Source organism: Streptomyces sp. NPDC127038, assembly GCF_042725875.1.
In the GTDB taxonomy this organism is placed as follows: Bacteria; Actinomycetota; Actinomycetes; order Streptomycetales; family Streptomycetaceae; genus Streptomyces.
The window spans coordinates 62,544-83,022 of record NZ_JBHXDQ010000041.1; the positions used below are offsets into that span (position 1 = coordinate 62,544).

Below are 20,479 nucleotides of genomic sequence, written 5' to 3' on the forward strand. Positions count from 1 at the left end.
CCCTGTCTAGAGGGTCGTTGTTCTCGCGCCGTTCACGGCGTGTACCGCTTGGTCTTGGGAGGGGTTCCATGAAGGTGAGCCAGGTGCCGCGAGGGGTGTGGGCCACGGCCGGGGTGCTGGCGGTGGCCGCCTCGACGGTCGGTGTGCCGTCCGAGCGCGCGGTCGCCGCCGGAGCGGGGCTGGAGGTCGCCTCGGGTTCCGGCGACTACACCCTGGAGTTCGATCCCTATACGAACTTCGAGCCGGACGCGGGCGGTTCCGTGACGCTCACCAACACGGGCAGAACGAAGATCACGTCCTACACACTCACCGTCGACTACAGCTCGCTCGGCGGAGTCGTGGACGTCAGGGTCCCCTTCCCCGGATGCGGGAAGAAGACCGAGGGCGTCCTGGTCTGTCACGGCGACGACGCTCCCGCACCCGGCAAGACGACCCGGCTCGCCAACTTCCAGCTGCAGAGCCTGAAGGGTGCGCAGGGCGGGACCACCGGCGAGATCCGGGTGAGCGGACAGGCCGACGGAACCCCGATCACCGAACGGGTCTGGAAGGTCGACATCGAGGACAAGGGGTACGTCCAGGACCGTGTGACGGGAGAGGTGAAGGGCAAGGTGAAGCCCGGCGCCGAGGTGCATCCCGGGGCGGGCTTCACCTATCTCGGCCCGAACACGCGCAAGGGCACCGACTTCTTCATGTCCGCCGGGCACATGTCGTTCGAGCAGGAGTTCAGCAACTGCGACTACGGCATGATGCCGGTCTACATATACGAGAGCGGGAAGCGCACCGACCTGGCGTTCCCGTCGGCGATCTGTCACTTCGACAACACCATCGCGGCGGGCGACTCCTTCGACGTGTCCCCGGGCCCGCTCAGGATCGACGACGACGCACGTGGCGCCCACTGGAGCGGCCGGCTGGAGGACGAGGATCAATTCATCGACCGGGAGAAGATGACCGGCGTCCACCGCGGCAAGGGTCCGGAACTGAAGCTCGTACCGCGCCCGGACGACGCACCCCCGGGAAAGCCGCAGACCACCGATCTCGGAGTGGACTACGAGGTCGACAACACGACGGACATCGAAGCCCTCGGCGCCTCGGCGGAGGGACGGCCGGGTGACGTGGTCACGATGGATGTCGGGTACCGCAACAACGGTCCCGGCGGAATGCCCACCTGGAACGGCGAGGAGCCCATCGAAGAACTCTCGGTGCGGACGACGGTCACGATTCCCCCGGGCACGACCGCGGTGAGGACACCAAGAGGGTGCCGGCCGTTGGACGACGGCAAGAAGCCCGACGGCCGCAGTTACGACTGCGCGAACGATGTCACCGACTGGTGGGTCGGCCCCGGTGAGCGCCTCGTGTGGTCCTTCGGCCTGCGCATCGACAAAGTGTCCGCCCTCAAGCCCGGCACGGTGTCGCTGAAGGTGCTGCCCGAGCATGACAGCAGCACGAGGAACGACACCGCCGCCATCACCGTGAAGGCGCCGGGCACGCCGGGTGGTACCGGCGACACCGGCTCTTCCTCAGGAACGACGGGCGGCTCGTCCGGCTCGGGTTCCGGCGGCGGGTCCGGCTCCGGTTCCGGCTCCACCGGGGGTGCCCACGACCCGTCGTCCACCTCCGGGCAGACCGGGTCCATGGCGAGCACGGGAGCGGGCCCCGCACCGTGGATCGCCGGAACGGCGGGCGTCCTCGCCGCGGGCGTCGGTACCGTCCTGCTCACCACCGCACGCAGGCGCCGGCGGTCCTGAGGGCTTCCGACGCGGGAAGCCTTCCGGCGTCCCTGTCCGCGCGGGTGCGGACGGCGACCCCGACGGCCGTGAGGGGCGGGCGGCGGCCCGCCCCCTCAGGTCACCTCGCGTGGAACCTCGCCGGGGCCGACGTCGGGTTGCCGCCCGAGGGGAGTTTCTGGCCGGGGCAGCCGCCCAGCACCTTCTTCATGGCCGTCTTCTCGGCGGCGGTGACCCACAGCCCGTACTTCTTCTTCACGGCGACCTGCGCGGCGACGTACGTGCAGCGGTACGCCTTGTTCGGCGGGAGCCAGGTCGCGGTGTCGCCGTCGCCCTTGCTGCGGTTGGCGCTCGCGCCGACGGCACGGAGGTTGAGCGGGTCGTTGGCCAGGGCTATCCGCTTGCTCGCGTCCCAGTACTTGGCGCCCGTCTGCCAGGCGTCGGAGAGCGCGACGAGGTGGTCGATGTCGACGAGGCTGCGCCCGCGGACGAACGTGACGTCCTGGCCGCCGTAGGGATCGGGCCGGAGCACCCCGCCGGACACCCTGCACTTGCCGTCGCTGAACTTCACGCCCTCCAGGTCCCGCTTGAGGATGTCGTCACGGGTGTCGCACCGGTTCGCGTCGGTGTCGGCCCAGGCCGTCCCGAACCGCTCCCTGCTGTACCCGGTCTTGGGCGCGCGCCCCTTGACGGTCAGCGAGTCCACGGCGCTCAGCGCCGCGCCGCCGCCCCCGGCCGCGGTCTCCTGCGGCCCCGCCGAACCCAGAGCGTCCTTCTTGCAGCCGCTGACCCCGGCACCCATGACGAGCACCACCAGCGCGGCGGCCACCGCCCCACCCCTCAGACGCAGCACGACGTCCCTCCCCTTCGCCTCCCCGGTCCGCCCCGATCGGACGTGATTCCCGTCTGCCCAAGGTAATGGCCCGCATTCCCCGGCCATACCAGGCATCGATGGGCAAGTGGTGCACGCCGGGCGTATCGTCGGTCGTGAGTCACCCCGGAAGGAGCTCCGGATGGGCATCTTCGACAAGTTCAAGCACAACCGATCCGCCCAGGACAAAGCAGCGGACATGTCCGATGCCGCCGAGAAGCAGGTCAACAAGCGGACCGGCGACAAGTACGCGGACAAGGTCGACGACGCGCAGCGGAAGGCGGAAGGCGCGATGGGCATGGACCGCGACCGGCCCCCACAGCAGTAGCCGGAGCGGTGCCGGCACCATCCCCACCAGGCCCCATCACGGCATCCCCGCCGGGTGGGGCCGGTCTCGTCCCCACCCGATCCCCCGTCCCCCGGCGCTGCTCCCGCGGGTCCCGCCCACCGAACTTGGCACCGCCTAGATACGGCGTACGCTGCTGTCATGGATACCGGGAAGACCATCGGCCCGGCTCCCGCGCGACCCGGCGGCGACACTGCCCCCGTGGACCCGGACCCCGGTGGCCCGGAGCGCCCGTACCACCACGGGGATCTGCGCCGTGCCGTCCTCCGCGCCGCTCTCGACGCCATCGCCGCCGAGGGGCCCTCGGCGGTGAGCCTGCGCGACCTGGCCCGGCGCGCCGGCGTCTCGCACACGGCCCCCGCGTACCACTTCAAGGACCGCACCGGTCTGCTCACCGCGATCGCGGCGGAGGGCTTCGGCCTGCTCGCCACCGCGCTCGACGACGCCGGTGACCCGCGCGAGGCGGCCCGGCGCTACGTACGCTTCGCGCGCGAGTGCCCCGCCCACTTCCAGGTCATGTTCTCCCCGGAGCCGCTCCGCGAGGACGACCTGGAACTGACGACGGCCCGGACCCTCGCCTGCCGGCGCCTGTGGGACGCCGTCTCCGCGGCCCCCGCCGAGGGCCGCGGCGCCGACGCCCATCTCGCCGGCATCGCGGCCTGGTCGCTGGCCCACGGCTTCGCCGCCCTGCTGCTCGGCCACCACCTGGACGGCCAGGTGGGCGCCGAGGACCCGGCCGAGGTCCTCGACTCCCTGACGGGCCTCCTGTTCCCGCCGCCGAAGACCTAGGACCCCAGGACGGAAGCCAGGAACTCCCCCGTCCAGCCCAGCAGTTCGCGGCCCACCAGGGGCCTTCCGCCGACCTTCGCGGTCTTCGGGCGCGGGACGAGGATCTGGTGGGCCGTCGGCTTGATGACGGTCCCCGGGTACAGGCGCTTGAGGCGCAGCTCCTGGGACTCCCTCAACTCCACCGGCGCGAAGCGGACGTTGGTGCCCTGGAGGACGATCTCGCCCACACCGCAGGCCCGCGCGAGCATCCGCAGGCCCGCCACGAGGAGCAGGTTCTCGACCGGCTCCGGCAACTTGCCGTAGCGGTCGACGAGTTCCTCGCGTACGGCCCTGACGTCCTCCTCCGTGTTCGCGGAGGCGATGGACCGGTACGCCTGGAGCCGCAGCCGCTCGCCCGGCGCGTACTCGTGCGGGACGTGCGCGTCGACCGGAAGCTCGATCTTGACCTCCAGCGGCGGCTCCTCCTCCACCCCGCCCTCAAGCGAGGCGCGGTAGTCCGCGACCGCCTCGCCGACCATGCGCACGTACAGGTCGAAGCCGACGCCCGCGATGTGGCCGGACTGCTCGCCGCCGAGGAGATTGCCCGCGCCGCGGATCTCCAGGTCCTTCATCGCCACGTACATGCCCGCGCCCATCTCGGTGTGCTGGGCGATGGTGGCGAGGCGCTCGTGTGCCGTCTCGGTGAGCGGCTTCTCCGGCGGGTAAAGGAAGTAGGCGTAGCCGCGCTCCCGGCCACGGCCGACCCGACCTCGGAGCTGGTGGAGCTGTGACAGGCCGAAGTTGTCGCCGCGCTCCACGATCAGCGTGTTGGCGTTCGAGATGTCGATGCCCGACTCGACGATCGTCGTGGAGACCAGGACGTCGAACTTCTTCTCCCAGAAGTCGACGACCACCTGCTCCAGCGCCTGCTCCGACATCTGGCCGTGGGCCGTCGCGATCCGCGCCTCGGGGACGATCTCGCGGAGGCGGGCGGCCGCCCGGTCGATGGACTCGACCCGGTTGTGGATGTAGAAGACCTGGCCCTCGCGCAGCAGTTCGCGGCGGATGGCCGCGCCGATCTGCTTCTCCTCGTACGGGCCGACGAAGGTCAGCACCGGGTGCCGCTCCTCCGGCGGGGTGGTGATCGTGGACATCTCGCGGATGCCGGTCACCGCCATTTCGAGCGTACGGGGGATGGGGGTGGCGGACATCGTCAGGACGTCGACGTTGGCGCGGAGCTTCTTCAGCTGCTCCTTGTGCTCGACGCCGAAGCGCTGTTCCTCGTCGACGATGACCAGGCCGAGGTCCTTGAACCTGGTCTCCGAGGAGAACAGGCGGTGGGTGCCGATGACGAGGTCGACCGAGCCCTCGCGCAGGCCCTCCAGGACCGCCTTGGCCTCGGTCTCGGTCTGGAAGCGGGACAGGGCGCGGACGTTCACGGGGAACTGCGAATAGCGCTCGGAGAAGGTGCCGAAGTGCTGCTGCACGAGCAGGGTCGTGGGCACCAGGACCGCGACCTGCTTGCCGTCCTGCACCGCCTTGAACGCGGCCCGCACCGCGATCTCGGTCTTGCCGTAGCCGACGTCGCCGCAGATCAGCCGGTCCATCGGGACCGTCTTCTCCATGTCCTCCTTGACCTCGGCGATGGTCGTGAGCTGGTCGGGGGTCTCCGCGTAGGGGAACGCGTCCTCCAGCTCGCGCTGCCAGGGCGTGTCCGCGCCGAAGGCGTGGCCGGGGGCCGCCATGCGCGCCGAGTACAGCTTGATCAGGTCGGCGGCGATCTCCTTGACCGCCTTCTTGGCGCGCGCCTTGGTCTTGGTCCAGTCGGCGCCGCCGAGGCGGTGCAGGGTGGGGGCCTCGCCGCCGACGTACTTGGTGATCTGTTCCAGCTGGTCGGTGGGGATGTAGAGGCGGTCGCCGGGCTGGCCGCGCTTGGCGGGGGCGTACTCGACGACCAGGTACTCGCGGGTCGCGGACTGGACGGTGCGCTGCACCATCTCGATGTAGCGGCCGACACCGTGCTGTTCGTGCACGATGTAGTCGCCGGTCTCCAGGGTCAGCGGGTCGATGGTCTTGCGGCGGCGGGCCGGCATCCGGGCGCCGTCCTTGCCGGCCGCCTTCTGGCCGGAGAGGTCGGTCTCGGTCAGGACGGCCAGGCGCAGCGCCGGGTCGACGAAGCCGTAGTCGATGGAGCCGCAGGCCACGTGGACGACGGAGGGGCCGATGTCGGTGAGGTCGGTGTCCAGGCGGGCGGCGATGCCCTCGCCGCCGAGCACCTCGACGGTGCGGGCGGCCGGGCCGTGGGCCTCGGTGACGTAGACGGTGTGCCAGCCGTCGGCGAGCCAGCCCTTGGTGTCGGCGAGGGCGCGGGCGGTGTCGCCGCGATAGGTCTCGGGGGCGTGCATGCCCAGCTTGAGGGTGTCGCCCACCCCGCCGGCGTAGGCGTCCGTGAGCTCTCCGTCGGCGGCAAACGGCGACACCGACCACCACATCATGTCCAGCTCGCGGGCCCGGTCCCGTACGTCCGCGATGGACCACAGGGAGGCGGCGCCGACGTCGATGGGCGCCTCGCCGCCCCCGGCCGTCGCCGCCCAGGACGCCTGGAGGAACTCCTGCGAGGTCGCGACCAGGTCGGAGGCCCGGGTCCTCACCCGCTCCGGATCGCACACGATCGTCATGGAGCCCTCGGGCAGGACGTCCAGGAGCAGTTCCATGTCGTCGACGAGGACCGGGGCGAGCGATTCCATGCCCTCCACGGCGATGCCCTCGGCGATCTTGCCGAGGAGTTCGCCGAGCTCGGGGTGGGCCTCGGCGAGGGCCTCGGCCCGCGCCCGCACGTCCTCGGTGAGCAGCAGTTCGCGGCAGGGCGGCGCCCACAGGCCGTGCTCGGCGACTTCCAGGGAGCGCTGGTCGGCGATCTTGAAGTAGCGGATCTCCTCGACGTCGTCGCCCCAGAACTCCACCCGCAGCGGGTGTTCCTCGGTGGGCGGGAAGACGTCCAGGATGCCGCCGCGGACCGCGAACTCGCCGCGCTTCTCGACGAGTTCGACACGGGAGTACGCGGCCGCCGCGAGCGCCTCGACGGTCTCGCCGAGGTCGGCGCTCACGCCGGTGCGCAGGACCACGGGCTCCAGGTCGCCGAGCCCCTTGACCTGGGGCTGGAGGACCGAGCGGATGGGGGCCACGACGACGGAGACCGGGCCGGTCTCGGGGTCGTCGGGGCGCGGGTGTGCCAGGCGCCGCAGGACGGCGAGGCGCCGGCCGACGGTGTCGGAGCGGGGCGAGAGCCGCTCGTGCGGCAGCGTCTCCCACGAGGGGTACTCCGCGACGCCGTCCGGCGGGAGCAGGGAGCGCAGGGCGGCGGCCAGGTCCTCGGCCTCGCGGCCGGTGGCCGTGACGGCCAGGACGGTGCGGCCGGTCTCGCGGGCGAGCGCGGCCACGGCGAGCGGGCGGGCCGCGGGCGGGCCGACCAGGTCGACATGCCTCCGGTTGCCGTCGGCGGCGGCCTTCACCGCCTCCGTGAGGGCGGCGTCCTTGACGACGGCGTCGAGCAGACCGTGCAGGCTCATGAAGGGCTTCCATCCCGGGGAGTGGGCAACGCGAGACGCCCGACACGTGGGACGGGCCGGGGGCATCCAGCCTACGACTCCGCGCCCGCCCGCGCGTGACCGTCGGCCGAGGGCCGGGCCCCGCGGGGTGACCACCCCGGCGCCCCGGACGCGCCGCGGGCCCGGTCCGAGGAGAGTGTGTCTCCTCGGACCGGGCCCTTCGGGGCCACCGCGACCCCCGTCCACGGTGGCCCCTCCGACCGTCCGCCGGACGGCTAGTCCGTGGCGATCGCGTTCAGCACGTTCATCCGGCCCGCCCGGAACGCCGGGATCAGGGCGGCGAACAGACCCACGAAGGCCGAGCCGACGAAGACCGCGATGATGGTCGGCCAGGGGATCTCCAGGACGTTCAGTCCCTCCAGGGCGAGGATCTTCTGGGCGGTCGCGCCCCAGCCCATCCCCAGGCCGAGGCCCAGCAGCGCTCCGAAGAGGGCGATGACCACCGACTCCATCCGGATCATGCGGCGCAGCTGGCGGCGCGAGAGGCCGATGGCCCGCATCAGGCCGATCTCCCTGGTGCGCTCGACCACGGACAGGGCCAGGGTGTTCACCACGCCGAGGACCGCGACGATGATCGCGAGGGCCAGCAGGCCGTAGATCAGGTTCAGCATCTGGCCGATCTGGTCCTTCAGGGCCTTCTTGTAGTCCGTCTGGTCCCGCACCTGGTACTGCGGGTAGTCGTGCAGGGAGGACTTCAGGGCCTTGTACGCGGTGGCCTGCTGCCCGTCCTTGGCCGAGGCGAACACCATCGCGTCCAGCGGCATCTTGTCGGCCGGCACGTACTTGGCCAGCGTGGCGATGGACATGTACTTGGCGCCCTTGTCGATGACGGCGTCGCTGCTGGTGATGGCCCGGACCGTCAGGTCGGCGGTGGCGCCGTCCTTGAAGGCGATCTTGATCTTGGAGCCGAGGTGGATGCCGTGCGCCTTGGCGAAGTTCTCGTGCACGGACATCGAGTCGGGCAGGTAGGCGTCCTGGAGCTTGCCGGCGACCGTCTTGGTGCGCAGGTCGGTGGCGTACGAGGGGTCGGCCGCCGTGATGTCGGTGTTCTTGAGCGTCTTGCCGTCGGGGGTGGTGTAGTCGCCCTCGGTGGCCTTGTACTCGGTGACGTGGGCCAGCCCCGGCGTCTTCTTCACGGCCTGCACGGCCTGCGGGGTGAACGGCTGCCCCTTGTCGTTCTGGATGATGAAGTCCGTGCCGACGGTCTTGTCGAGCTGGTCGGTGGCGGAGGCGACCATGGAGGAGCCGACCACCGACAGGCAGGCGACCAGCGCGAGGCCGATCATCAGGGCGGCGCCGGTGGCGCCGGTGCGGCGCGGGTTGCGCAGGGCGTTGCGCTCGGCCATGCGTCCCACCGGTCCGAAGGCCCGCAGCAGGACCGCGCCGAGGACACGCACCACACCGCTCGCGAGCAGCGGGCCGATCACGACGAACCCGAGCAGGCTCAGCACCACGCCGAGTCCGAGCCACATCGAGCCCTGGCTCGCCTTGCTCGCGTCGGCGGCGAGGTAGAGGCCGAAGCCGCCCGCGCCGGTGAGGAGCAGGCCGAGGACGGCCCGTACGACTCCGGCCTTCGCGTCGGCGGGAGCTCCGGCGTCGCGCAGGGCGGCCATCGGGGAGACCTTGCCGGCGCGGCGGGCGGGCAGATAGGCCGCCAGGACCGTGACGACGACGCCGAGGACCATGCCGATGACCGGGGTCGTCCAGGCCACCGTCAGATCGTCGGTGGACAGGTTCATGCCGGTCATGCTCATGAGCTTCATCAGGCCGACGGCGATGCCGATGCCCGCGCCGACGCCGAGGACCGAACCGGTCACGCCGAGGAGCAGCGCCTCGGCCAGGACCGAGCGGTTGACCTGCTTGCGGCTGGAGCCGATGGCCCGCATCAGACCGATCTCGCGGGTGCGCTGGGCGACCAGCATCGAGAAGGTGTTGATGATGAGGAAGATGCCGACCAGGAAGGCGATCCCGGCGAAGCCGAGCATCGCGTACTTCATGACGTCCAGGAAGCTGCCCACGTCCTTGCGGTTGGCGTCGGCGGTCTCCTTGGCGGTCTGCACCTTGTAGTGGCCGCCGGTCGCGGCCGTCACGTCCTGCTTGAGCCGGGCGTCGCTGACGCCGGCGGCCGCGGTGACGTTCACGTTGGTGTAGACGCCGCTCTGTCCGACGAGCGTCTTCTGGGCGGTCGGCGTGTCCAGGTAGAAGATGGCCGCGCCGGGGTTGGTGACGGTGAAGGTGGCGATGCCGGAGATCTTCGCGGTGTGGGTGCCGACCGCGCTGATCACGCCGATCTCGTCGCCGAGCTTCAGGTGGTGCTTGTCGGCGGTGTCCGCGTCGATCATCACCTGGCCGGAGCCCTTGGGCGCCGCTCCGGAGGTCACCTTCATGGTGCGGGCCTCGTTGGCGTTCCAGCTGCCGACGATGGTGGGAGCGCCGCTGGAGGGCGACAGGCTGTCCTTGTCCGCGTCGACGACGGTCACGGCGCTGGAGAAGACGGCGCCCTCCGCCGACTTCACGCCGGGCGCCGACCGCACCTGGGCGAGGACCGAGGCGGGCATGACCGGCGGCCTGCCGTTGTCGGACGTCGTCTCGCCGGTGTCCGAGGCGCTCTTGGCGCTCACCGTCACATCGGACGAGGTGGCCGCGAAGAGCTTGTCGAACGTGGTGTTCATCGTGTCGCTGAACACCAGCGTCCCGCAGACGAAGGCCACCGACAGCAGGACGGCGACGGCCGACAGGGCCATGCGTCCCTTGTGCGCGAAGAAGTTGCGCATCGAGGTCCTGAGGACGGTCATGACGTCCGCCCGCGGGAGTCGAAGTCCTTCATGCGGTCCAGGACCTGATCGGCCGTCGGCTGGTGCATCTCGTCGACGATCCTGCCGTCGGCGAGGTACAGCACCCGGTCCGCGTACGAGGCCGCCACCGGGTCGTGCGTGACCATCACGATGGTCTGGCCGAGCTCGTCCACCGAGCGCCGCAGGAAGCCCAGCACCTCGGCGCCGGCCCGGGAGTCGAGGTTTCCGGTCGGCTCGTCGCCGAAGATGATCTCGGGGCGGGCCGCCAGCGCCCGCGCCACCGCGACGCGCTGCTGCTGGCCGCCGGAGAGCTGGGTCGGCCGGTGCTTGAGCCGGTCCTTGAGGCCGACGGTCTCCACGACCTGGTTCAGCCAGGCCCGGTCGGGCTTGCGGCCCGCGATGTCCATCGGGAGCGTGATGTTCTCCAGGGCGTTCAGCGTCGGCAGCAGGTTGAACGCCTGGAAGATGAAGCCGATCCGGTCCCGGCGCAGCTGCGTCAGCTTCTTGTCCTTGAGCCCGGTGATCTCGGTCTCGTCGAGGAAGATCTGGCCGGAGGTGACGGTGTCGAGCCCGGCGAGGCAGTGCATCAGGGTGGACTTGCCCGACCCCGAGGGGCCCATGATCGCGGTGAACCGGCCCCGCGCGATGTCCACGTCGACCTGGTCGAGGGCGACGACGCGGGTCTCCCCGGACCCGTACGCCTTGACGACCTGTCGCGCCCGCGCGGCGACGGCCGTACGCCCTCCAGTGCCCTCGTGCCTGGGAATGCTTACAGCCGATGTCACGGTATGTCTCCTAAGTCGGCCGACAGGGGATCTGCCGGGCTGCGAAAGTCTTCGATCGGGTGCGACGGGCCCCGGACGTCCGCGCCGTCGCGACGCGGCACTCCGGGCCATGCCTTCAAGTCTGGTGTCGGGAGGGGGTCGTACGCGCTGGTGCACGGCCCCGTCTTCTGCTGGGGAAAACCCCACCCCCGCAGGTACGGTCCGTACGACCGGAGCGCGACCCCGACGACGTAAAACCAGGTTAAGAACGGCTTCGGCCCGTCTCCTCCTCCGGCGGGACGAACCCTCCCCGACCCCTGATGCGGAGGTCCCCCTAGGGGTTCTCCACCCCCCGGTGGACAACTCCTCGGGGTCGCCTCCACCCCGGAGCCCGCCCGGCCGCCGTCGGACGTACCCGCTTCCATCACGCGAGGAGCAGAGAACCTCCAGCGCGGCTCCGGCGGAACTTCACAGGTAAACGCGGGTAACACCCCAGGTCACGGAAGTAAGCGCATACCGACCGCCCAGTTCGGCGAAACGGTCGCGCGGCCCCGCTACCTACGAGTAGCGTGCCCGCTGCTCACCCCCCGCTCCCTGCGGTCCCGCCCCGGACCCGAGCCACGCAAGGAGAACCGGGATGTCCGACCCGTTCGCGTCCCCCGAACACCCGAGGCCACGCCGGCAGCAACCGCACCAGCACCCCTACTCACCACCCCCGTCCCCGTCCCCGAGGGCCCCGCTGTACCAGCCGTACCAGCCCTACGCCGACGACCCCCAGGACCTCGGATACCCGCCGCCCGAGCCGCCGTCCGACCCCACCCGGCTGACCTACCCCTGGCAGCCCCGGCCCCGCCCGCCCGAGCCCCCGCAACGCCGGATGCCGCGTCACCGGCCGCTCGGGCAGCACAGCGACATCAGGGTCCTGCGCGGCGCCTACCGCCGCCAGCGCCGGGTCGCGACCCTCACCGCCCTCGGCTACTTCACCCTCTTCCTCGTCCTGTCCGCCTTCGCCCCCTCCCTGATGACCGGCACCGTCTCCGGCGGACTGTCGACCGGCCTGCTGCTCGGGCTGATCCAGGTCCCCGTCACCTGCCTGGCCATCGCCCTGTACGAACACTCGGCGCGCCGGCGCCTCGACCCGGTCGCGGACCGGATCCGCAGACAGAGCGAACTCGACGCGAAGAGGGGGGCGGCCCGGTGACGGGGTTCAGCACGTCCGCGCAGACCATGTCACTCGTGGCGTTCACGGCCGTCGCCACCCTCACCCTGCTGCTGTGCGTGATGACCGGCCCGGACCGCGACGACCTGGACGAGTTCTACACCGGCTACGGATCGCTCTCGCCGATGCGCAACGGCCTCGCCATCGCCGGGGACTACATCTCCGCGGCGAGCGTGCTCGGCACCGGCGGTGTCATCGCCCTGGCCGGCTACGACGGTGTCGTCCTCGCCCTGAGCACCGCCCTGTCCCTGGTGCTGCTGATGTTCCTGCTGGCCGAACCGCTGCGCAACGCCGGGCGGTTCACCATGGGCGACGCGCTCGCCCGCCGCACCCCGGGCCGCGCCGTCCGCAACACGGCCTGCGCGGTGACCATCGTGGCGCTGCTGCCGCTGATGCTCGTCCAACTGGCGGGCGCGGGCGACCTGCTGGCCTTCATCCTCGGTTTCTCCGCCGACTCCCTCAAGACCGGCTGCGTCATCGGCCTCGGCGCCCTGATGATCAGCTACGCGGCGATCGGCGGCATGAAGGGCACCGCCCTCATCCAGATCCTCAAGATCGTGATGCTGCTCGGTTCGGGCACGGTCGTCGCCGTACTCGTCCTCCAGCGCTTCGACTGGAACCCCGGCACCCTGCTGACCGCCGCCGCCGGCAACAGCGGTGTGGGGGACGCCTTCCTGCACTCGGGCCTCCAGTTCGCGGGCGGCGCCAGCCCCCGGCTGGACATGATCACCTCGGAGCTGACGGTCGTCCTCGGCGGCGCCTGCCTCCCCCACATCACCATGCGCATGTACACGGCGGACAGCGCCCGCCAGGTGCGCAGGTCGCTGTCCTGGGCGGTGCCCTGCGTGGCCCTGTTCGTCCTGATCGTCAGCGTCATCGGCTTCGGCGCCACCGCCCTGGTCGGCCGCTCCGCCATCGCGGCGGCCGATCCGCAGGGCAACACGGCGTATCTGCTGGGCTCCCGGGCGGCCTTCGGCTCCTCCGTCTCCACGGCCGAGACCCTCCTGTTCACCACCGTCACGACGGCGATCTTCCTGACGCTGCTCGCGTCCGTCGCCGGGATGATCCTGGCCTGCGCCAACTCCCTCGCCCACGACCTGTTCGCCCACAGCCGGTTCTTCCGCGGACGGCGCCGCGGCGACGAACTCTCCCCGCGCCGCGAGATGCTCCTGGCCCGTCTGTCCGCGCTGGCCGTGGGGGTCCCGGCCGTCCTGCTCTCCACCCTCGCCCAGCACCACAGCCTTCAGCCGCTGGTCACGCTGTCCTTCTGCATCGGCGCCTCCGCGATCGCGCCCGCCCTCGTCTACAGCCTCTTCTGGCGCCGCTACACCCGTACGGGCCTGCTCGCCACCCTGATCGGCGGCACCCTCACGGTCCTGGTCCTGATGCCCGGCACCAACCTGGTCTCCGGCTCCCCGATCGCCGCGTTCCCGAACGCCGACTTCAACTGGTTCCCGTTCACGACGACCGGCATCGTGTCGATCCCGCTCGGCTTCGCCTACGGCTGGCTGGGCACGATGGCCTCGGGCCGCCGCGCGGCGGAGGAACAGCGCAGGCAGTACGAGGCGGTCGAGGGGTGGATCCTGGCGGGGGCGATCCGGAAGGGACGGTGAACCGGCCGGTACGGGTGGGCGGGTGAGCCGGCGGGCCGGTAGGCCGGCGGGCCGCCGGGAGTGCCCCGTGGTGCGGCGGAGCGGGGGCTACTCCGCCGGGGCCCGCCCGGTGAGCGAGGTGAGACTGCTGCGTACGTGGTCCATGTGGGCCCGTACGTGGTCCCACCGCTCCCCGTGCTCGCGCAGCACCCGGTCGGTCTCCCGGGCGATCCGCTCCTCACGGACCCGCGCCTCGGCGACCAGCCCGGCGGCCCGCGCGGCGGCGTCCTCCTGCTGGTGCCGGTCCCACTCCTTCGCCTCCGCGAGCACCCGTTCGGCCCGCGCGAGCGACTCCCGGGCCCGTTCCTCGCGTTCGAGCCCGCCCTCGTCGGACGCCGCCTCGCGTTCCGCGGCGGCCCGCTCGGCCTCCGCCCACCGCACGGCGTGCTCCGCCTCCTGCGCGGTGACCACGGCCTCCGTCCGCCGCCGCACCTCGCGCAGCGCCGTGAGCACCTCGCCCCGGTTCTCCTTGACCTCGCGCCGCGCGGAGACCCGTACCTCGTCGGCCTCGGCCCGCGCGGCGAGCAGTCGCGCGAGGGCCCACTCCTCCGCCTCGTCCCGCACCTCGCCCGCGTACGCCCGTGCGGCCTCCCGCACGTCCCGGCCCACCGCCTCGGCCGTCTCGGCCTCCGCGCGCGCCTCACGCCTGGCCTCCTCCAGCAGGGCCCCGGCCTCCTCCTCGCCGAGCTCGAAGATCCGCCGGGCCCGCGCGCCGAGTTCCTCGTACGTCTGCGGGGCGAGCCGCGTCACGACCTCCCGCAGGCGTTCCGCCTCGGCCTCCATGTCCCTGGCCAGCACGGTGAGCCGGGCGGCCCGCTCCCAGGCGGCGTCACGGTCCCGGGAGAGCGCGGCGGCGTACACGTCGACCTGTTCGGGACGGTAGCCGCGCCCCCGTACGGCCACGAAGCCGTACGGCGACACCGGTGTGCTGCTCATCCTTGGACCCCTCTCCGCCCGACACACACGAAAAGACGATTTCGCGCACATCTTGATGGATCACGCGGAAGTGTTCATAACGCGACACTCCGCCCGCCCGATCGGCCCGGAACAGGTCACACGCATGACATTTGAGGGCGGCGGCCCCGGTACGACGCAAGGAGGCGCCCGGCCCGTGACCCGGGCCGGGCGCCTCCTCACGTACCGCCGTCGTACCGCTCGTACCGCACCGCCGGTCGCGGGACCGGCCACCGGTCAGAGCAGTCCGTCCCACATCTCTTCCAGCAGGACCGACCACCAGCTCTCCGGGGAGGCCAGGGCCGCCGGGTCGAGCGCGGCGAGCTGGGCCTGGAAGTCGACGGTCCAGCGGCCCGCCTGCTCCTGGTTGAGGCCGAACCGCAGCCGCCACATCCGACCGAGCAGGGCCAGGCAGCGGGCGAACTCGGGCAGCCCGGTGTTCACGAACTGCGGCGGCACCGGAGCGCCACCGGGACCGGCCTCCACCGGTACGGCGACGATGTTCGCCGTGCCGTACTGGACGCAGACCGCCTTGCCGAAGTCGCTGCCCATGACGAGGTACGAGCCCGCGTCCTGGGACGCCGGAACCCCGCGCTCCTGCGCCAGTTCGGCGAGGGTGGGCACCGGGCGGCCGGGCTGGGCCTGGGCCCAGAAGAACGGCCCCATGTCGACCGGCAGTCCCGCCACGACCAGGACGTGCGCCACGATGGGCGGCACGCCCTGCCGCGACACGGCCGCCTGGTCGAACCGGAACATCCCCGGCCCGAAGGCCGCCGCCAGCTCCTGCGCGATCGCCTCCGGCGGGATCGGCGGCGCGGGCTGCACGGGCGGGATCGGCGCCCGTACCGGCGCCGGACGCGCCGGCCCGTCCGCGACCTGGTGCAGCTCGCCCTGGTGCGCGAGAAGCTGGTGCATGCCCTGCTGACGGCTCGCGTGGTCCGTGCCGTACGGGGCGATGCTCGTGATCCGGGCCTGCGGGAAGGTCTCCCTGATCATCCGCGCGCAATAGGCGCCCGGCAGTTCACAGGACTCCAGCTCCGTGTGCAGCTCCAGCACTTGCTGCGGCGGCACGTTCATGGCCCGCAGCTCGTGCAGGATCTGCCACTCCGGGTGCGGGGTGCCCGGCGCGGACCGCCGGATCAGCTGCTGCTCGGAGCCGTCCTGGGCGCGGTAGCGCAGCACGGCCTGATAGCCGGGCCCGACGGTCGGCTGCCCCGTCTGCGGATAGCCGTACGCCGGCTGCTGACCGGGCATCGGCTGACCCGGCATCGGCATGGGCTGACCCGGCATGGGCTGTCCGGGCAGCGGCTGCGGGGCGCCCGGCGGCATACCGGGGGCCTGCGGGGGCGGCGGCGTACCGGGACCCCCGACCGGCGGGGCGAACATCGTCGCCGCGTGGTGCACCTCGCCGGAGGGCGCGCCCCCGGGGACGCCGGGCGCGCCCGGCGGCTGCGGAGCACCGGGGCCGCCCGCCGGAGGCCCGGCGAGCATCGTCGCGGCGTGGTGCGCTCCGCCCGGAGGAGGAGGCGTGGCGCCCGGCGGAACCGGCGCACCGGGACCGGGCTGCTGCCAGGGAGCGCCGGGAACCCCGGGGGCGCCCGGAGGCTGCGGGGCACCGGGGCCGCCCACCGCGGGACCCGCCAGCATCGTGGCGGCGTGGTGCACTCCGCCCGGAGGGGGTGTGGCGCCCGGCGGCCGGGGCGGGCCGGGCACGGCCTCGGGCCCGTCCGGCCCGAGCTGCGAGACGAGCTGCGTCGGCACGTAGCCGCCCGCGGGCGCGCCCGGGACACCCGGGGCGCCGGGGACGCCCGGCGGAGGCGTGGCGCCCGGCCGTGCGCCGGGAACACCCGGGGCGCTCGGGGGGTGCGGAGCACCCGCGTGGCCGCCGCGGGCCGCCCGGGGCGGCTGCGCCTTGCTGGTGGCGGCGTCCGCGATGTCTCCCGCGTTCGGGGGCAGCGGCCTGGACGGCACGGCGGGCGACGGGGCGCCGGGAGCGGACGGAGCGCCGGGCGGCGGGGTGCCGGGACCCTGCGGATAGCCGTAGGCCGAGGTCTCGGGCAGGCTGTCGTGGCCCTGCGAAGGACCGGACGGCGCTGGGGAGTTCGGGGGTCCGGCCACGGGCGACACCGTCGTGTGCGGAAGCCTGCTGCCGCCGGCCATCATGGCGGTCTGGTCGTACGCGGCACCGGGCGGCGGTGTGCGCGAGTCGTCGACGTCGGTCAGCGGCGGGGCGAACACGGTCGCGGGCAGCGGTACGGAACGGTCGTCGCCGGGATCGGCGTTGGTGTCCGTGCCCGCCCACGGGGTCGCGTCGGCGGGGAGGTCCGGCCTCCCGTCCCGCGGAGCCGGTCCGTCGTCGTCGGTCGCCGCGTCCGGCCACGGAGTGGCCCCGACGGGAACCGGCGGCACAGCGGGCGCACCCGCGCCCCCGTGCCCGTCGAAACCACCCGGACCACCGGAAACACCCGGCGCACCCGGCGCACCCGGCGCACCCGGCAGTGAACTCCCGCTCCCGGCGGCCCCGTTCGGGGACCCGCCGGAGGAAGCGGCCGCGGCCGGACGGGAACCCGCCCCGTCGGAGCCGGACGATCCCGACCCGGCACGCCGGTCCGGGATCCCCATCTTGTCCGCCGCCTCCTGCAACCACTCCGGAGGACTCAGCAGGAACGAGGTCTGGTTCAGGTCGACCCGGGCCGCGGGTGCCGGCGCCGGTTCCGGAGCCCCGGAGGGCGCCCCGTACTCCTCCTCGTACCGGCGGATGACCTCGCCCACCGGCAGCGCGGGCCACAGCGTGGCCTCACCGCTGTCCCGCGCGATGACGAGACGCTGCGCGCCCCCGTCGGAGCGCGGCCCCTCGGCCCGGTCCTCCGCCCATACGACGAAGCCGAGTTCGAACTCGCGCACCCGCACCTCGCGGTGCTGGTACGCGGGCACGTCCCCGTTGATCCATTCTTCCGCGCGCTCCTGCGCCTGCGCGAAGGTCACCATCGCGACGTCACTCCCCCACCGAAGACACCGAGGTGACGGGCACGGCGTGCGCGAAGCCACCGTCCACCATCAGATTCGCCACCGTCTCCAACTCCGGCGGATTTCCCGCCAGCCGGGACAGGAACACGTCGAAGTCGTCACCGCACGGCAGCAGCAGCCGCTGCACCCGCTCGGCCGCCGGCCACGCGTCCTGGTCACGGGCGTCGTCGAACGCGCAGAACCAGACCGAGCCGATCCGGTCTCCCTTCACCTTCACCGCCAGCAGACCGCCCTGCACGAACCCGACGCCCAGGTAGTCCTTCGTCAGGTGGTCGCGCAGACACTTGTTGACGTACACCAGGTCGTTGACCGCGGCCTCGTCGCGCACGGTGAACAGCGGCTGGTCCACCAGCAGTCCGAGCTCGGCGTCGAGCGCGGCGCCCACCGGCGCGCACCCGCCCGCCGCCTTGAGGAACGAGCGGTAGGCGCCGGGCAGCCGGTAGCCGAGGTCCTCCTCGACCGCGAGCACCTGCTGCTCGCTCACCGCGACCGCCGACTTCGGCAGCCCGAAGTGGGCGGGCCGCGTCTCCTGCAACGGCCGTGTCCCGCGCTTGGAATGGTCGACCGCCGCGGTCGCGACACCGCCGTGGTGCCGGAGCAGCGCCTTCACCTCGACCGGCACCAGCTCAAGACGCCGGGTGCCCGCCACGTGGTGCCACGTCCAGCCGTGCGGAGTGGCGACCGAGGGGATCGTGTCCCACAGATCGTGTCCGGAGGCGGCGAGAGCGGCGTTCGCGGAGACGTAGTCCGTGAGCCTCAACTCGTCGACGCCGAAGCCCTCCGGGGGTTCGGCGATCTCCGCTGCGGCACGCGCGTAGAGCGAGAAGTCCGGATACCCGCGCTCGTCGATCCGTACGCCTCTGGGATGGCGCGCTGCCCGGACCGGATCCGGGAAGTGCACGACTTGCCCGGCGTAGGCCGCGTTCGGCGGCGCAGCCTGTCCCCCAGCCTGGGGGCTGGACGGTGCCCCCAGCCCGAGCCGACCTGTCGTCATGGCGGTTGCCCCCTGTTACGGCGTCTTCAATAGCTGGATGGAGCGCGGATGTCGACAGCCTATTCGGTTGTACGACACCGGTCACCGGGCCTCCGGTTCCGTGACCAGCCGTCACCTCGCGGTGACCGTATGCCGAAGACCTGGCGTGTCGCGGCGCCCCAGCTACCGCTCCCGCCACGGCATTTGGCAGTCTGTCTCCGCACCGGGGGATGCACGGGAGGGAAAGACGATCATGAACGCGACGCATACGAGCACGTCCGGGGATCCCCGGGTCGGCTGGAGCAGCGCCGAGGCACTGCACGCGCCCGCCCTGCTGTACCGCCGCGACGGCATACTTCCCACCGTCGCCGCGGCCCTCTCCGTCCGCGGGGCCACCCTGACCGGCACGGCCGCCCGCGGCGACCAGCCACCCGCTCTTCACCCGCTGGTCCAGGACTTCCTCGACACCCTCACGAACGCGCAGCGCGACCGCTTCACCGGCCGCTGCGCCGAGGCCATCCTGATCTCCCGCCAGATCGCCACCGCCGACGCCGAACGCAGCAAGCGGGCCGGCCGCAAGCCCATGACCAGCGGCGAGGCCCGCAGGGCCCTCAAGGGGGCCAAGCTCACCGCGCGCCGGATCCGCGAGGACGGCGACCCGCTGCACGGCAGCTTCGCCGCGCCCTGCCGTTCCTGCGCCGCGCTCAGCGGCCACTTCGGCGTGCGCATCGTCGACCCGGCGGCACCGGACGCCTGAACTCCCCCTTGCCCGCGTACGTACCCATGAAGGCGTCCCGGTGACGCCGAAGCCCCATCCCTCGACGAACGAAGGGCAGATGCACTCCGAACGCTCCTCCTCCAGCCTCTTCTCCAGACCCGGGCAGGGGGGACCCCCCTCGCGTTTCCCCGAACCCGTGGACGCCGTACTGCGGTCGGCGGGATGGCAGCCGGGACGCTGGGACATAAAGCAGGCCGAGTACTGGGCCGACGAACTGCGCGGACACGAGTCACCGGCCGGGCACCGGCACGCGGTGTTTCCGGCGGCGGTCGAGGCGTGGGCGGAGTTCGGGGGCCTGCGGATCGGCTCCGCCGGGCCCGGGCGACAGCTCACCCCCACCGCGCTCCACCTCGACCCCCTGCACGGGCTCCACATGGCCCGCACCCTCGGCGATCTCGGCCGGGCGCTGGACACCGAGGTCTGCCCTCTCGGCGAGGAGCCCGACTCCCACGCGCTGCTCGCCATCGACGCCGAGGGCCGGGTCTACTCGCTCGACCACACCGGCGACTGGTTCCTGGGCCCGCACATCGACGCGGCCCTCACCACCCTCCTCACCGGCACCCCGCCACCCCGCCTGACCACCACCTGACAGCCATTCCCTCGCCCCCTCCGCCCCTACCCGACCCGAACCCGGGGCCGCCGCCCCCGGACCCCCCGCTCCTCAATCGCCGGAGGGGCTGAATGTTCCCCGGAACCCGAAGGCCGGGCCGGGGAGGGCCACCCCCGGGGCGCCGCCCCGGACCCCGCTCCTCAAACGCCGGAGGGGCTGAATCTTTCCCCGGCCGGGGCTGAATCTGGCACGCACCCAAGCCACGACACTCCCGCAGTCGGCAACGGCGCCGTCGGGGCCGTGCCGGTACATCGATGGCCGTCGCCACCGACGTTCACACCGCACCCAACGGCGACGGCCTGATGCACCGGCACGGGGGGCCCCCCCCCCCCCCCCCCCCCGCCCCCCCCCCCCCCCCCCACCCCCCCCCACCACCCCCCCCCCGGCCCC

14 protein-coding genes are annotated in these 20,479 nt (G+C 72.5%); 7 read left to right on the forward strand and 7 right to left on the reverse strand.

Features of this window, described 5'->3' with window-relative positions:
• The first annotated feature begins 68 nt into the window (after positions 1–68).
• A complete protein-coding gene (locus ACFWI4_RS25795) occupies positions 69–1,745 on the forward strand; it encodes a hypothetical protein (RefSeq protein WP_387200449.1) in 1,677 nt (558 codons plus the stop codon).
• Positions 1,746–1,845: 100 nt separating this feature from the next.
• On the opposite strand, the gene ACFWI4_RS25800 is transcribed toward ACFWI4_RS25795, so the two are convergent.
• On the reverse strand, positions 1,846–2,577 hold the full coding sequence (locus tag ACFWI4_RS25800) for an HNH endonuclease family protein (protein WP_387200452.1): 732 nt from the start codon (positions 2,575–2,577) through the stop codon (positions 1,846–1,848).
• A gap of 160 nt (positions 2,578–2,737) precedes the next feature.
• On the opposite strand from ACFWI4_RS25800, the gene ACFWI4_RS25805 reads away from it, so the two are divergent.
• Together ACFWI4_RS25805 and ACFWI4_RS25810 are read left to right on the forward strand one after the other, a co-directional pair.
• Positions 2,738–2,923 carry an Rv0909 family putative TA system antitoxin gene (locus ACFWI4_RS25805; protein WP_385399796.1) on the forward strand — a complete coding sequence of 62 codons (186 nt, stop codon included), beginning with the start codon at positions 2,738–2,740 and terminating at the stop codon, positions 2,921–2,923.
• Between the two features lie 159 nt (positions 2,924–3,082).
• Positions 3,083–3,730 (forward strand): TetR/AcrR family transcriptional regulator, encoded by a 648-nt coding sequence (locus ACFWI4_RS25810; protein WP_387200455.1) that lies wholly within the window; start codon positions 3,083–3,085, stop codon positions 3,728–3,730.
• On the opposite strand, the gene mfd is transcribed toward ACFWI4_RS25810, so the two are convergent.
• The 3 genes from mfd to ACFWI4_RS25825 all read right to left on the reverse strand — a co-directional run bounded on the left by mfd (position 3,727) and on the right by ACFWI4_RS25825 (position 10,897).
• Positions 3,727–7,278, reverse strand: coding sequence for a transcription-repair coupling factor (gene mfd / locus ACFWI4_RS25815; RefSeq protein WP_387200458.1), 3,552 nt, complete (start codon positions 7,276–7,278; stop codon positions 3,727–3,729). The two genes, ACFWI4_RS25810 and mfd, sit on opposite strands and share 4 nt — an antisense overlap.
• A 254-nt stretch (positions 7,279–7,532) precedes the next feature.
• The gene (locus ACFWI4_RS25820; protein ID WP_387200461.1) at positions 7,533–10,112 is read right to left on the reverse strand and encodes an ABC transporter permease; all 2,580 of its coding nucleotides are present in this window, start codon (positions 10,110–10,112) and stop codon (positions 7,533–7,535) included.
• On the reverse strand, positions 10,109–10,897 hold the full coding sequence (locus ACFWI4_RS25825) for an ABC transporter ATP-binding protein (protein ID WP_037628177.1): 789 nt from the start codon (positions 10,895–10,897) through the stop codon (positions 10,109–10,111). Before ACFWI4_RS25825 ends, ACFWI4_RS25820 begins: the two co-directional genes overlap by 4 nt.
• 616 nt (positions 10,898–11,513) lie before the next feature.
• Between ACFWI4_RS25825 and ACFWI4_RS25830 the strand changes: the two genes are divergently transcribed.
• Both ACFWI4_RS25830 and ACFWI4_RS25835 read left to right on the forward strand, forming a co-directional pair.
• A complete protein-coding gene (locus ACFWI4_RS25830; protein ID WP_387200464.1) occupies positions 11,514–12,077 on the forward strand; it encodes a DUF485 domain-containing protein in 564 nt (187 codons plus the stop codon).
• A 26-nt stretch (positions 12,078–12,103) separates the two neighbouring features.
• Entirely contained in the window at positions 12,104–13,708 is a 1,605-nt protein-coding gene (locus tag ACFWI4_RS25835) for a cation acetate symporter (RefSeq protein WP_387200496.1), read from the forward strand.
• An 87-nt stretch (positions 13,709–13,795) separates the two neighbouring features.
• Here ACFWI4_RS25835 and ACFWI4_RS25840 read toward each other — a convergent pair whose 3' ends face one another.
• The 3 genes from ACFWI4_RS25840 to ACFWI4_RS25850 all read right to left on the reverse strand — a co-directional run bounded on the left by ACFWI4_RS25840 (position 13,796) and on the right by ACFWI4_RS25850 (position 18,722).
• Complete coding sequence (locus ACFWI4_RS25840) at positions 13,796–14,683, reverse strand: cellulose-binding protein (protein ID WP_387200467.1); 888 nt, start codon at positions 14,681–14,683, stop codon at positions 13,796–13,798.
• Between the two features lie 255 nt (positions 14,684–14,938).
• Complete coding sequence (locus tag ACFWI4_RS25845) at positions 14,939–17,689, reverse strand: SUKH-4 family immunity protein (protein WP_387200470.1); 2,751 nt, start codon at positions 17,687–17,689, stop codon at positions 14,939–14,941.
• Between the two features lie 7 nt (positions 17,690–17,696).
• The gene (locus ACFWI4_RS25850; protein ID WP_385399777.1) at positions 17,697–18,722 is read right to left on the reverse strand and encodes an SMI1/KNR4 family protein; all 1,026 of its coding nucleotides are present in this window, start codon (positions 18,720–18,722) and stop codon (positions 17,697–17,699) included.
• Positions 18,723–18,954: 232 nt separating this feature from the next.
• Here ACFWI4_RS25850 and ACFWI4_RS25855 point away from each other — a divergent pair, with 232 nt between their 5' ends.
• Both ACFWI4_RS25855 and ACFWI4_RS25860 read left to right on the forward strand, forming a co-directional pair.
• Positions 18,955–19,458 carry a YwqJ-related putative deaminase gene (locus ACFWI4_RS25855; protein ID WP_385399774.1) on the forward strand — a complete coding sequence of 168 codons (504 nt, stop codon included), beginning with the start codon at positions 18,955–18,957 and terminating at the stop codon, positions 19,456–19,458.
• Between the two features lie 79 nt (positions 19,459–19,537).
• Positions 19,538–20,068 carry an SUKH-3 domain-containing protein gene (locus ACFWI4_RS25860; protein ID WP_387200499.1) on the forward strand — a complete coding sequence of 177 codons (531 nt, stop codon included), beginning with the start codon at positions 19,538–19,540 and terminating at the stop codon, positions 20,066–20,068.
• Positions 20,069–20,479 lie beyond the last annotated feature (411 nt).

What these genes read in the sequence shown, in the direction of transcription:
- ACFWI4_RS25795 (WP_387200449.1), top strand. Translation starts at nt 69, where the DNA reads ATGAAGGTGAGCCAGGTGCCGCGAGGGGTGTGGGCCACGGCCGGGGTG.
- ACFWI4_RS25805 (WP_385399796.1), top strand. Translation starts at nt 2,738, where the DNA reads ATGGGCATCTTCGACAAGTTCAAGCACAACCGATCCGCCCAGGACAAA.
- ACFWI4_RS25810 (WP_387200455.1), top strand. Translation starts at nt 3,083, where the DNA reads ATGGATACCGGGAAGACCATCGGCCCGGCTCCCGCGCGACCCGGCGGC.
- mfd (WP_387200458.1), bottom strand. Translation starts at nt 7,278, where the DNA reads ATGAGCCTGCACGGTCTGCTCGACGCCGTCGTCAAGGACGCCGCCCTC.
- ACFWI4_RS25820 (WP_387200461.1), bottom strand. Translation starts at nt 10,112, where the DNA reads ATGACCGTCCTCAGGACCTCGATGCGCAACTTCTTCGCGCACAAGGGA.
- ACFWI4_RS25830 (WP_387200464.1), top strand. Translation starts at nt 11,514, where the DNA reads ATGTCCGACCCGTTCGCGTCCCCCGAACACCCGAGGCCACGCCGGCAG.
- ACFWI4_RS25835 (WP_387200496.1), top strand. Translation starts at nt 12,104, where the DNA reads ATGTCACTCGTGGCGTTCACGGCCGTCGCCACCCTCACCCTGCTGCTG.
- ACFWI4_RS25840 (WP_387200467.1), bottom strand. Translation starts at nt 14,683, where the DNA reads ATGAGCAGCACACCGGTGTCGCCGTACGGCTTCGTGGCCGTACGGGGG.
- ACFWI4_RS25845 (WP_387200470.1), bottom strand. Translation starts at nt 17,689, where the DNA reads ATGGTGACCTTCGCGCAGGCGCAGGAGCGCGCGGAAGAATGGATCAAC.
- ACFWI4_RS25850 (WP_385399777.1), bottom strand. Translation starts at nt 18,722, where the DNA reads ATGACGACAGGTCGGCTCGGGCTGGGGGCACCGTCCAGCCCCCAGGCT.
- ACFWI4_RS25855 (WP_385399774.1), top strand. Translation starts at nt 18,955, where the DNA reads ATGAACGCGACGCATACGAGCACGTCCGGGGATCCCCGGGTCGGCTGG.
- ACFWI4_RS25860 (WP_387200499.1), top strand. Translation starts at nt 19,538, where the DNA reads ATGCACTCCGAACGCTCCTCCTCCAGCCTCTTCTCCAGACCCGGGCAG.